General features: G+C 67.2%; 12 protein-coding genes, 1 tRNA gene, 1 other RNA gene and 1 pseudogene. 8 read left to right on the forward strand and 7 right to left on the reverse strand.

What is annotated here, in order from left to right:
• Nucleotides 1-335 (reverse strand): annotated as a pseudogene (locus tag RM1_RS25420) (aminotransferase); the annotation flags it as partial.
• A gap of 46 nt (nt 336-381) precedes the next feature.
• Nucleotides 382-476: signal recognition particle sRNA small type (gene ffs / locus RM1_RS25425), an RNA gene on the reverse strand.
• Nucleotides 477-582: 106 nt separating this feature from the next.
• Between ffs and RM1_RS25430 the strand changes: the two genes are divergently transcribed.
• Nucleotides 583-670 (forward strand) — tRNA-Ser (locus RM1_RS25430).
• A gap of 188 nt (nt 671-858) precedes the next feature.
• On the opposite strand, the gene RM1_RS25435 is transcribed toward RM1_RS25430, so the two are convergent.
• Complete coding sequence (locus tag RM1_RS25435; RefSeq protein WP_072754382.1) at nt 859-1716, reverse strand: tyrosine-protein phosphatase; 858 nt, start codon at nt 1714-1716, stop codon at nt 859-861.
• Nucleotides 1717-1884: 168 nt separating this feature from the next.
• Here RM1_RS25435 and RM1_RS25440 point away from each other — a divergent pair, with 168 nt between their 5' ends.
• The 7 genes from RM1_RS25440 (at nt 1885) to RM1_RS25460 (ending at nt 7026) form a co-directional block, all read left to right on the forward strand.
• Nucleotides 1885-2442 (forward strand): TIGR03086 family metal-binding protein, encoded by a 558-nt coding sequence (locus tag RM1_RS25440; RefSeq protein ID WP_072754383.1) that lies wholly within the window; start codon nt 1885-1887, stop codon nt 2440-2442.
• 199 nt (nt 2443-2641) lie between these two features.
• Nucleotides 2642-2764 (forward strand): hypothetical protein, encoded by a 123-nt coding sequence (locus RM1_RS27105; protein WP_269321352.1) that lies wholly within the window; start codon nt 2642-2644, stop codon nt 2762-2764.
• A 357-nt stretch (nt 2765-3121) separates the two neighbouring features.
• Nucleotides 3122-3250 (forward strand): hypothetical protein, encoded by a 129-nt coding sequence (locus tag RM1_RS27110; protein ID WP_281252218.1) that lies wholly within the window; start codon nt 3122-3124, stop codon nt 3248-3250.
• 215 nt (nt 3251-3465) lie between these two features.
• Complete coding sequence (gluQRS, locus tag RM1_RS25445; protein WP_072754389.1) at nt 3466-4374, forward strand: tRNA glutamyl-Q(34) synthetase GluQRS; 909 nt, start codon at nt 3466-3468, stop codon at nt 4372-4374.
• 137 nt (nt 4375-4511) lie between these two features.
• Nucleotides 4512-5033, forward strand: coding sequence for an RDD family protein (locus RM1_RS25450; protein WP_072754384.1), 522 nt, complete (start codon nt 4512-4514; stop codon nt 5031-5033).
• Nucleotides 5034-5147: 114 nt separating this feature from the next.
• Nucleotides 5148-6191 (forward strand): hypothetical protein, encoded by a 1044-nt coding sequence (locus RM1_RS25455; protein ID WP_072754385.1) that lies wholly within the window; start codon nt 5148-5150, stop codon nt 6189-6191.
• Between the two features lie 100 nt (nt 6192-6291).
• The gene (locus RM1_RS25460) at nt 6292-7026 is read left to right on the forward strand and encodes a queuosine precursor transporter (RefSeq protein WP_072754386.1); all 735 of its coding nucleotides are present in this window, start codon (nt 6292-6294) and stop codon (nt 7024-7026) included.
• A 3-nt stretch (nt 7027-7029) separates the two neighbouring features.
• Here the strand turns inward: RM1_RS25460 and tgt are convergent, their stop codons facing one another.
• From tgt to RM1_RS25480, 4 genes are all read right to left on the reverse strand, one after another.
• Nucleotides 7030-8274 carry a tRNA guanosine(34) transglycosylase Tgt gene (gene tgt, locus RM1_RS25465; RefSeq protein WP_072754387.1) on the reverse strand — a complete coding sequence of 415 codons (1245 nt, stop codon included), beginning with the start codon at nt 8272-8274 and terminating at the stop codon, nt 7030-7032.
• A gap of 9 nt (nt 8275-8283) precedes the next feature.
• Nucleotides 8284-10203: an ABC transporter ATP-binding protein gene (locus tag RM1_RS25470; protein ID WP_072754390.1), complete on the reverse strand. Its 1920-nt coding sequence runs from the start codon at nt 10201-10203 to the stop codon at nt 8284-8286.
• A gap of 5 nt (nt 10204-10208) precedes the next feature.
• Nucleotides 10209-11942: an ABC transporter ATP-binding protein gene (locus tag RM1_RS25475; protein ID WP_072754388.1), complete on the reverse strand. Its 1734-nt coding sequence runs from the start codon at nt 11940-11942 to the stop codon at nt 10209-10211.
• 61 nt (nt 11943-12003) lie between these two features.
• On the reverse strand, nt 12004-12459 hold the full coding sequence (locus tag RM1_RS25480) for an RrF2 family transcriptional regulator (protein ID WP_072754391.1): 456 nt from the start codon (nt 12457-12459) through the stop codon (nt 12004-12006).
• Between the last annotated feature and the right edge of the window lie 32 nt (nt 12460-12491).

Here is a 12491-nt window from a genome sequence, read left to right on the forward strand (position 1 = left end):
ATGACGTCGTGCATGATCTCGAGGCTCGCGTTGTTGCCTGCCAACAGGTTCTCGGTCGGGATGCCGAGCAGTTCACCGAAGATCGCGCGCAGCTCCGGCAGCCCGGCGAGGCCACCGTAGTTGCGGCAGTCCAGTCCGTTGCCGTCGCGGTACTTTGCGCCGGGCAGCGCGAGCAGTGCCTGCGAGAGGTCCAACTGCTCGGGCGACGGCTTCCCGCGAGTCAGGTCGAGGGTGAGCTTCTCGGTCTTGAGCTGCGCGTACTTCGCAGACTGACGCTCGTGCTCCGAACGGAGTTCCTCGTGGCTCATCAACCCAACTTGGGTTTGGGTAGGCATGCCGAAAGACCTTTCACCGGCGCGGCTGACGTGAGGTGCGCGAAAATAAAGGGGACCCCGCGCACCCGGCAGAGCCCATTGACCCTTGCTGCCTTCCGGCCCTGGGGGAGTTCACAGGATGCGCGCCGCGCGGGATCCGTCCACGAGTGTAGCCATGCCCACTCGGGGGCGGGCAGGCGGCCGAACTTTCGCCCGGCTCGGGGGGCCGTTTTCATTTCCTGACGGGTGAGCCGGTATGCTCGCCCACGGAGGATTCGCCTAGTGGCCTATGGCGCTCGCCTGGAACGCGGGTTGGGTTAACGCCCTCAGGGGTTCAAATCCCCTATCCTCCGCCACAGGGAACCCCCTGTGACCTGCTCCCGAGCAGGTCACAGGGGGTTTTCTTTTGCCCTCGTGCAACGGCACATGCAGTGGCGACCACCCGAACAGGCCACTGTGACCGCCCCTGCACAGCCGGCATGACGCTGGGGATACACGTTCACCATGAGGAGAAGGGACGCGGTGGCCGCCGATCGTGTCCGCGCTACCCGCCCGCAGGGATCAGTTCATCGGGCTTCATTGCGACCGGGTCGACCGCGTCGCGTAGCTGTGTTCGCACGCTCTCGATTTCGGCGTCGGACAACCCACCCGCACGCAGGTATCCGGCTGCGCCGCCGTGCACCCGATCAAGCCAGCCCATCGCCGTCTCGATCGCATCGACAGGCGACTCCGTCGCCAGGGCGCGAAGTCTCGGCACAGCAGGAATGCCCGTGGACGTGATGAGGCCGAGCAACTGCTCGGCGAACGGGCCCGCCAGGTTCTCTCCCGTGCGCGCGTAGTCCTCAACGATCGCCCGCCGTTCGACGTCGGCGAGCATCAGCAATATCGCCGATACCAACCCGGTCCGGTCTTTTCCGGCAGTGCAGTGGAAGAGCACGCCAGGACGAGACCCATCCACAGGAGCGACGATGCTCCTCGCCGCGGTCGCGAATGCGGCAGCACTGTTCTCGAGAATCGTCACGTAGAGATCACTCAACACCGGAACCTGATCGACGATGTCCTGAATCTGATCGTGCGTCAGCGATCTACTGCGGCCATCGGAGGGAAGCAGCTGCCGCACGAGCTCGTCCATGGCCCCACCCTGAACAGGTACCGAGATGAACCGGACCGAACCATCCGCAGGAAGCACATCCGGTGCCCGATGCCGCTCTCCCTCGGTCCGCAGATCCACGACCGTCCCGATCCCCGACGACGCCAACTGTTCAACTCCCGTCGGGGTGAGCGAACTCAACGCGTCGGAGCGATACAGCACCCCTGCACGCACCGCGCCGCCACCCACGAGAGGTAGCCCCGCAAGACCGCGTGCGTTGTGCGTTACCTCGAGCATCGAGGACAGATCCATCCGAACTACTCCTCGCCTTGACGTCAACTGAACCTGGATGAGCCGACAACGATCCAAATGTAATGGGAAGGAGCACAACACGGGCGAGGCCCGGGGCCATCGTTGTGTCGGGGCGTCGATGTCGCGAATCTTCAAGACGGCTCCGAGGCCGGGGCGCACGATGGAGCCATGACCACCACGACCAGCAATGCCGATCTCTACCGGCGGCTCGCCGCCGACCTGACCCGCCGCGTCGAAGCCGTGCCCACCGACCGCTGGGAGAACACCTCCCCGTGCGAGGGCTGGACAGCAAGGGACGTGCTCCGGCACGTCATCGAGACCCAGTCCTTCCCGGTCAACGCGGCGGGCATGACGCTCCCGGCGGTCCCCGACCCCGACGTCGACCCCGTCGGGGCCTGGACACAGACCCGCGACGCCGTGCAGGCGATCCTCGACGATCCCGAGCGGGCCGATCGCGAATACGAGGGCCAGATGGGCACGGCGAAGGTCTCCGACACCTTCGGCTCCTTCTACACCTTCGACCTGGTGGTGCACGGCTGGGACATCGCCAAGGCGACCGGCGCCGACACGGCCATCGATCCCGGGGACCTGGCGATGCTCGCCCGCTTCGCGGAGCGGATGGGCGAGGCCCTGCACGGACCCGGGGTCTGCGGCCCCGTGGTCGCGGTTCCCGCCGACGCCGACGAGCAGTCGCGGGTCCTCGGTCTTCTCGGCAGGCACGCCTGAGCCACCCGAGTCGATGTGACGGTCGACACTCTGTGAAGGGCGCCGCCCGGGCAGGAACCCGCGTGACCACGACGATCGATCCGGTCGCGGTGGCTCGGGCGGCGGCGGCCGATTCGCTCGCGCTGCGCGGCGCGGGACCCTTCACTACTGTCCGCGATGCGTCGGCCGTCGACGCACAATCCACTCGGGAGGAACCACCATGGCAGACACCGGAAGCTCCGTACTCGACACCGGCGCCGCGACCGCCGTCGACATCGATGGCATCCTCGGCACGACCATCAAGGCCGTGCTCGACACGCTGAACAACGTGACCATCAGCTGACGTTCATTCACCCAAGATCGGCCCCGCCCAAGAGTTTTCGGGCGGGGCTCTTTCGTTTCCGAGTCAGAACCGTCGAACCACAGTGCCCATCAACGGATTTGATGCATCATCGATGCCCGCCGATGCACTCCCAGGCGGCGAAAGCGGGCTACATCACGGCGTCCCGTACCCGCTTTCGCTCCGGTTGATACAGGATCTGTTTACATTCCGGAAGGGTTGCAGCACAGGTTGTTTCCCGTCGATTGGGCTGACGTTAACCGAACAGAAACCCCGTGATTCCAACGGATGCGCACGTGCAGAACCTCCGATACAGTCCGCGATGCAGATCGAACGACACAGACTTCCTGGAGGAACCCCATGGCCAACATCACCCCCATCGCAGCCGCAGGCGCCGACACCGGCAGCAGCGGAATCGACGTCATCTCCGAGGTTCTCACCGGCGCGGGCGGCATCTTCGGCAGCCTGGTCGGTGCCTTCAGCAGCTGAGCCCCCTCGGTTGCTGTGCGTCGGCCCCCGCCCCTCCCCGGCGGGGGCCGACGTCACACCTTGACCATTCCGGGCGGGTGGCCCTCACTCGATAGGCTGACCTCATGCCACAGTCGGCCCCGCGCGGTTCAATGTCGAGCGACCTGCAAGCAGTCGCAAGCGGCGCACTTTCGAGCGACCTGCAAGCAGTCGCAAGCGGCGCACTTTCGAGCGACCTGCAAGCAGTCGCAAGCGGTGCCGGACGGTTCGCCCCGAGCCCGTCCGGCGACCTACACCTCGGCAACCTCCGAACCGCGATGCTGGCGTGGCTGTTCGCCCGCTCGACGGGCCGGAGATTCCTGATGCGAATCGAGGACCTCGACCGGGTGCGGGCGGGCGCCGAGAAGCGGCAGCTCGACGACCTCGCAGCCATCGGGCTGGACTGGGACGGTCAGATCGTCCGGCAGTCGGAGCGCCTGGCACACTACGACGCCGCCATCGACGAACTCACCGCCGCCGGGCGCACCTACGAATGTTTCTGCACCAGAAGAGAAATCCAGCAGGCCGTCTCGGCGCCGCACGGACCCGACGGCCACTACCCCGGCACCTGCCGTGACCTGAGCGCCGCCGAGATCGCGGTCAAGCACGATTCCGGCCGACCACCGGCCATCCGACTACGCGCGGAGATCTCCGAGTTCGCCATCGAGGACGAGCTGCACGGCAGCTACACCGGCGCCATCGACGATGTGGTGCTCCGGCGCGGCGACGGCATCGCGGCCTACAACCTGGCCGTGGTGGTCGACGACGCGGAACAGGGCGTCGACCAGGTGGTGCGCGGTGACGACCTGCTCTCCTCCGCCCCGCGGCAGGCCTACCTGGCCTCGCTGCTCGCGCTGACCGTGCCGCGCTACGCGCACGTCCCGCTGGCACTCAATGCCGAGGGCAAGCGGCTGGCCAAACGCGACGGCGCCGTCACCCTTGCCGATCAGCGGGCGCTGGGACGCACTGCCGACGAGGTGCGGGGAATCCTGGCCGCCTCCCTCGGAATGGCCGAGGCAGGCGACAAGCCCGGATTGGACGAGTTACTTCGAGGTTTCGATCCCGCTGCGCTTCCGCGAACCGCCTGGATATTCGCGGATCTTTAGTGGATGTTTGCGCAATCGAAACGTATTCGGCGAACGACAGGGTACCGGGCAATGGTGATCGCACGTAGGGTCACTAAGCACTGTGAATGACGAGCACCGTTGAATGGCAGCAATCAGACCGTATCCGAGGGGAAAACATGACCACCGGTGGATTTGATCCGAACCAGAACCAACCAGGCGAGCCGTCCTACCCGACTCCGCCGCAATTCAACGACCAGGGCGCGGGGGGCGCATTCCCCGGCGGCGCCGAGCCCGGCAGCCTCGGGCTGCGGTTCGGCGCGCGGCTCGTCGACTACATCCTGGTCGGAATCGTCACCTGGATCCTGCTGATCGCCTTCGGCGTCACCGACAACATCGCCATCAGCGGACTGGTCTCGGGCATCCTGACGTTCGCGTACTTCGTGGTCTTCGACATCAGGGGCTGGACCCCTGGCAAGAAGATGCTCGGACTGAGCGTGCGCGGTCCCGGCGGCGGCAACCCGACCCCGCAGCAGGCCTCCATCCGCGAGGCGTTCAACCTGCTGAACATCATCCCGTTCATCGGTGGGCTCCTGAGCCTCATCGCCGTCATCGTGATCGCGGTGACGATCAATTCGAGCCCGACCAAGCAGGGCAAGCACGACGAACTGGCGGGCGGAACCCAGGTCGTCAAGGGCTGACAGATCACCGCGGTGCGATCGGGTGAATGCCCGGTCGCACCGCCGTTTCACCCGGACCGGCATTTGCCCGATCCGCCAGGCACGACAACTCGACCGCACAACAGAAGGACGACTGTGAGCGAAAACCCACCGCCCGGCCAGCCCGGCAACGAGGGCACCCCGGACAATCCGATTCCGCCGCAGAATCCGCCTGCCGGCGGCTACCCGCCCCCGCCCGGATACCCGCAGCCCGGCGCCACCCCGCCTCCCGGCGGCTACCCGCCGCCGCCCGGTGGCTACCCGCCGCCGCCGAGCGGCACCCCCGGCGGCTACCCCCCGCCGCCCGGATACCCGCAGCAGGGCGCTCCGCAGCCCGGCGGTTACCCGCCCCCGCCCGGATACCCGCAGCAGGGCGGCGCCCCCAACATGCCCGGCGGTTACCCGCCGCCGCCCGGATACGGTGCAGGCGAAGGCGGCTACCCCCCGCCGCCCGGGTACGGTGCGGACGCGTTCTCGGCCCCCGGCTTCGGCGGCCCCGGCGGCACCCCGCAGCTGACGGTCGGTGACGCGCTCGGCTACGCCTGGAACAAGTTCAAGAGCAACGCCGGGATCTGGGTCGGCATCGTGCTGATCGCCGCCGTCATCCAGGTGGCGCTCAGCCTGATCTTCGGCACCGGCAACTCGACCGACTTCTCCGATGCCTTCTCCCCGTGGAGCATCCTCGGCACCATCGTCACCACCGTCGTGGGTTACCTCATCCAGGCGGCCATGATCCGCGGAGCCCTGCACGAGGTGGACGGCAACAAGCCGGCGATCGGCTCGTTCTTCCAGTTCAACAACGTCGGCGCGATCATCCTCGCCAGCGTCATCGTCGGTGTCCTCTCGGCGATCGGCTTCGTGCTGCTGATCATCCCCGGCCTGATCATCGTGTTCCTGACCTGGTGGACGCTGCAGTTCGTCATCGACCAGAACCAGGACGCGATCACCGCGATCAAGTCGAGCTTCAGCTCCATCTCGCAGAACGTCGGACCGCTGCTGCTCCTCGCGCTGGCGCTCGTCGGCATCAACATCGTGGGCGCGCTGCTGTGCGGCCTCGGCCTGTTGGTGACCATCCCGCTGACCGTCATCGCCTCCACCTACGCCTACCGCGTGGTGGTCAGGGGCCCGATCGCCCCCTGATCCGGACAACCGGACAAACCGCGCACCCGCCGCAGGGCGCGAGCTCTTCCCGCAAGGGTCGAGGTCGCGCCCTGCGGCGTTGTGATGCTTGGATGGCGTCGTGACAGTGTCAGAGCACGCCGAGAAGAACCCCGAGCACGCGACGTTCGCGCACGTCAGTCGCGGCTACTACCCCACCATCGTGGCGCTCTTCACCGCCGTGTTGCTGATCTCGAATATCTGCGCCACCAAGGGGGTGGCCTTCTTCGCGGGCGCCGAGCTCAGCATCGGCCCGCTGCAGATCCTGCCGATCATCACCGACGGCGGGTTCTTCCTCTTCCCGATGGCCTACATCCTCGGCGACGTGCTCAGCGAGGTGTACGGCTTCAAGGCCACCCGACGGGCCATCTACCTGGGCTTCGGGGCCTTGATCCTGGCGTCGGCGTGCTTCTGGCTGCTGCTGCGGTTGCCCTCCGCGGACTTCTACGAGAACCAGGCGTCGCTCGAGGCGGTGGTCGGGGTGTACCCCCGGCTGCTGTTGGCAGGCCTGTCCGGATACCTCGTCGGCCAGTTGCTGAACTCGCTGGTGATGGTGACCATCAAGGAGCGCACCAAGGAGAAGCACCTGTGGGCACGGCTGATCGGGTCGACCGTGGTCGGCGAGTTCGCCGACACCCTGATCTTCTGCGCCATCGCGGCGGGCGCGATCGGGATCAGCACCTGGGGTGACTTCTTCAACTACCTGATCGTCGGCTTCCTGTGGAAGACCCTGGTCGAGGTGCTGGTCATGCCGATCACCTACCGCGCCATCGCCTACGTCAAGAAGCACGAACCGACGTACGTGATCGCGAGCTGACGGCTACACCCGACTGGTGGCGTAGAACCGGCCAAGGGTCTCCGACTTCAGCTCGTCGAAGTAGCCGCCGTCGATGCTCTCCCGGATCCGGTCCACCAATCGGATGGTGAATCGCTCGTTGTGAATGGTCGCGAGCGTCGACGACAGCATTTCTTTCGATTTGAACAGGTGGTGCAGATACGCCCGCGAATAGTTCTTGCAGGTGTAGCAGTCGCACTCGTCGTCGATCGGGTTGTAATCGCGCCGGAAACGGCTCGTGTTGATGTTGAACCGGCCGGTGGTCGTGTAAATCGCGGCATTTCGCGCCACCCGCGACGGATTCACGCAGTCGAACGTGTCGGCCCCGTTCTCGATGGCGACGAACAGGTCGTCCGGCTCGCTGATGCCCAACAGGTGCCGGGGCTTGTGCTCGGGCAGCTCCTCGTTGCACCACCGCACGATGGTCCCGAGGTTCTGCTTCTCCAGTGCCCCACCGATCCCGTAGCCGTCGAAGCCGTTGCCGGTCTCGCCGACGATCGACTCCAGCCCCCGGCAGGCCTTCCTGCGCAGGTCCTCGTACTGCGCGCCCTGCACGACGCCGAACAGCGCCTGGTAGGGACGGTGGCTGCGCTCGGCCGTCAGGCGTTCGTGCTCGGCGATGCACCGCACCGCCCATGCCTGGGTGCGTTCGACCGACTCCTCCTGGTAACCCCTGGTGTTGAACAGGGTGGTCAGCTCGTCGAACGCGAAGATGATGTCGGCGCCGAGCCGGTGCTGGATGCTCATCGAGATCTCCGGCGTGAACCGGTGCCTGGAGCCGTCCCGGTGTGACTTGAAGGTCACCCCGTCGTCGTCGACATGCGCGAGGCGCTCCTTGCCGACGGCGATCACGTCGTCGGACTGGACCCCGACGGAGTCCATCGAGAGCACCTTCTTGAAGCCGACACCCAGCGACATCACCTGGAATCCACCGCTGTCGGTGAATGTCGGACCCGGCCAGTTCATGAACCGGCCCAGACCGCCCGCCTCGTCGACGATGTCCGGCCCCGGCTGCAGATACAGGTGGTAGGCGTTCGCCAGGACAGCCTGCGTGCCAAGGTCTTTCATCGTCTCCGGCAGCACCGCCTTGACGGTGGCGTTGGTGCCGACCGCGATGAACGCCGGGGTCTTGATCTCGCCGTGCGGGGTGTGGATGGTGCCGGTACGGCCCAGCCGGCCCGGCAGCCGGGTACCGAGGGTGAAGAAGGATTGGCTCACCGTGTCATCCAATCAGCCGGTTCACACGGCCGCCTCGGCCGGTCCGACGAACTGGCTGTTGTAGAGCTCGAAGTACGCCCCGCGCCGGGCGAGCAGTTCCTCGTGGGTGCCCTGCTCGACGATGTGACCCTCCTCCATCACCACGATCAGGTGAGCGTCGCGGATGGTCGAGAGCCGGTGCGCGATGACGAAACTCGTCCGGTCGCTGCGCAGCGCCGCGGTGGCGTGCTGGACGAGCAGCTCGGTGCGGGTGTCCACCGAACTGGTGGCCTCGTCGAGGATCAGGATCGACGGTTGCGACAGGAACGCGCGCGCGATCGTGATGAGCTGCTTCTCGCCTGCGCTGACGTTGCCGCCCTCCTCGTCGATGACGGTGTCGTACCCGGCAGGGAGCGAGTGCACGAAACGGTCCACGTAGCTCATCCGGGCTGCCTCGCGGATCTGTGCCTCGGTGGCGTCGGGATGCCCGTAGGCGATGTTCTCCCGGATGGTGCCGCCGAACAGCCAGGTGTCCTGCAGCACCATCCCGATGCGGGATCGTAGGTCGTCGCGCGACATGGTGGTGATGTCGGTGCCGTCCAACCTGATTCGTCCCGAGTCCACCTCGTAGAAACGCATGATCAGGTTCACCAGGGTCGTCTTGCCTGCCCCGGTCGGGCCGACGATCGCCACCATGTGTCCCGGCTCCGCCGTGAGCGACAGGTTCTCGATGAGGGGCTGCTCCTCCTTGTAGCGGAACGACACGTTCTCGAACTGGACGTGACCACGGCGGACCACAGGAGAGGCGGGCGAGACGGGGTCAGGCGACTGCTCGTCCTCGTCGAGCAGCGCGAAGACCCGCTCGGCGGACGCGACGCCGGACTGCATCAGGTTGGTCATCGCGCCGATCTGCGTGAGCGGCTGGGTGAACTGACGCGAGTACTGGATGAAGGCCTGCACGTCGCCGAGGCTCATCGACCCGGACGCCACCCGCATGCCGCCGACCACCGCGACGGCCACGTAGTTGAGGTTGCCGAGGAAGTTGATCGCAGGCATCACCATGCCCGAGATGAACTGTGCATGGAACCCGGACTGGTAGAGCTGCTCGTTCCGCTCGTCGAAGGCGGCCCCGACCTCACGCTGGCGGCCGAACGCGGTGACCAGCTCGTGCCCGGTGAAGGACTCCTCGATCTGCGCGTTCAGTGCACCCGTGGTGGTCCACTGCGCCACGAAGTGCTTCTGCGACTGCTTCGCGATCAGCGTGGTCGCCAGCACCGACAGCGGCACGGTGGCCACCGCGACCAGCGCCAGCAGCGGCGAGATCCACAGCATCATGGCCAGGATGCCGATCACCGAGAGCACGGACGTCAGCAGCTGGCTGATCGTCTGCTGAACGGTCTGGGCGATGTTGTCGATGTCATTGGTGACGCGGCTGAGCAGGTCACCACGGGGGTTGGTGTCGAAATAGCGCAACGGCAGCCGGTGGATCTTCTCCTCGACGTCCGCGCGCAGCCGCATGATGGTGCGCTGCACCACGATGTTGAGCACGTAGCCCTGCACCCAGCTGAACAACGAGGCCGCCAGGTAGATCACGAGCACGACGGCGAGCACGCGGCCGAGCGCGCCGAAGTCGATCCCGGTGCCGGGCACCACGTCCATCGAGGACACCATGTCCGCGAAGGTGCCCTGCCCCTGCGCCCGCAGCTCGTCGACGGCCTGGTCCTTGGTGAGGCCCGCGGGCAGCTGCTTACCGACGACGCCGTCGAAGATGATGTTGGTGGCGTGCCCGAGGATCTTTGGGGCCACCACGCTGAGCACCACGCTCATCGCCGCGAGGACGAGGACCAGCCCGATCGCGAACTTGTCCGGGGCGAGGCGTCCGAGCAGGCGCCGCGCGGACGGACCGAAGTCCATCGGCTTCTTCGACGGCGGGCCCGCGGCGGCGGCCATCGGGCCGCGCATGGCGCTCACGACGCCGCCTGCGCGGCGAGCTGGGACGCGACGATCTCCGCGTAGGTCTGACAGCGGTCCACGAGCTCGGCGTGGGTGCCGATCCCGACCACGGCGCCGTCCTCGAGCACGATGATCTGGTCGGCCTCGATGATCGTCGAGACCCGCTGCGCGACGATGATCACGCAGGCGTCCCGGGTGACCGGCGCCAACGCCGCCCGCAGCCGTGCGTCGGTGCTCAGGTCCAGCGCGGAGAACGAGTCGTCGAACAGGTAGATCTCCGGTTCCCTCACCAGGGCCCTTGCGATCGCCAGCCGCTGCCGCTGACCGCCGGAGACGGTGGCGCCGCCCTGCGCGATCGGGGACTCGAGGCCTCCCGGCATGGCCCGGACGAAGTCGGCTGCCTGCGCGATCTCCAGACATCGCCACAGCTGGGCGTCCGTCGCGTCCGGCCTGCCGTACCGCAGGTTGCTGGCCACCGTCCCGGAGAACAGGTACGGCTTCTGCGGGACGAGGCCGATCGAGGCGCGCAGGCGGTCCGGGTCGACGACCCGCACATCGGCGGCCCCGACGCGGACCTCGCCGCCGGTGACGTCGATCAGCCGCGGGATCAGGTTGAGCAGGGTGGACTTGCCGGATCCGGTACCGCCGATGATGGCGGTGGTCATCCCGGGTTCGGCCAGGAAGCTGACGTTCCGCAGCACCGGCGCCTCGGCGCCGGGGAAGGCGAAGGTCGCCCCGCGCATCTCGACGATGCCGCGCTCGCGCCAGCTCGTGAGCGGCTTCGGCGAGGCCTGCACCGAGGGCTCGGTGTCGAGGACCTCGGTGAGCCGCTCGGCGCACACCGAGGCGCGCGGCAGGATCACGGCGATGACGGTCACCATCATCACCGCCATCAGGATCTGCATGATGTAGGAGAGCACCGCGGTGAGCGAACCGATCTGCATGGTGCCCTCGTTGATGAGGTGGCCGCCGAGCCAGAGCACCGCGACGCTGGTGATGTTCGCGATCAGCATCACCATCGGGAGCATCAGGGCCATCAGCTTGCCGACCCGCAATGCGGTGCCTGCGAGGTCCTCGTTGGCCGCGCCGAAACGCCGCACCTCATGCGATTCGCGGACGAACGCCCTGACCACCCGGATACCGGTGATCTGCTCGCGCAGGACCCGGTTGATGGCGTCGATTCGCGACTGCATCAGCCGGAACTGCGGCACCATCTTGGAGATCACCAGGTACATCGCCAGGCCCAGCAGCGGGACCGCGACGGCGAGCACCCAGGCCAGGCCCTGCGACTGACGGATCGACATGACGATGCCGCCGATGCCCATGATCGGTGCCGCCACGAGGATGGTGCAGCTGATCACCACCACCATCTGGACCTGCTGGACGTCGTTCGTGCTGCGGGTGATCAGCGAGGGCGCCCCGAAGTAGCCGACCTCGCGCGCGGAGAACCGGCCGACCTGGTGCACGACCGCGCCGCGCAGGTCACGGCCCATGCCCATCGCGGCGCGGGCGCCGAAGTACACGGCGCCGATGCTGCACGCGACCTGCAGGCATGTGATGAGCAGCATCGTGCCGCCGGTGGAGAGCACCACACCGGTATCGCCCTTGGCGACGCCGTTGTCGATGATCTCGGCGTTGAGGCTCGGCAGATACAGCGTGGTCAGAGTCGAGATCAACTGGAGCGCAACGACACCCGCCAGGTCACCCCCGTATGGACGCAGGTAGGTGCGCAGCAGTGAGTACAACATAGGCTTCGAGGCTACCAATCGGCCGCCGCGATCGGCGGGATACACCGGGCGAACCCGCAGCTCAGCGCCTCCGCCACGCCTCAGGGTCGGCCGTGAGCCGCTCGACGAATCCGGGCAGCCGGCCGCAGGCGATCTCCGCGACGGTGACGCCCTCCAGGACGGCCCGCAGGTTCACCCGCACCGCGATCCACACGTCGAGCAGCGGGGCGGCCGGCCCGTCGTAGTGCACCTCCTCGGGGCGCTGGCCGCGCACCGAGGCCAGCGGACCCTCAACGGCTCGGATCACGTCGGCGACGGTGATCTCGGTGGCGGGCCGGGCCAGCCAGTACCCGCCGTCCGGCCCCCTCCTGCTGTGCACCATGCCTGCCCGCCGCAGGTCGCCGAGGACCGCCTCGAGGAACTTGTGTGGGATCGTCTGCGCGTTCGCGAGGTACTCCGCCTTCACGGGCGCCTCCCCCGCCGCGGCCAGTTCGACCAGCGTGCGCACGGCGTAGTCCACCTTCGCGGTGATGTGCACGGCTGCCCCCTCGCCTGACCGGTCCATCCGGC

This window comes from Rhodococcus maanshanensis NBRC 100610 (genome assembly GCF_001894865.1).
Classification (GTDB): Bacteria; Actinomycetota; Actinomycetes; order Mycobacteriales; family Mycobacteriaceae; genus Rhodococcus_G; species Rhodococcus_G maanshanensis.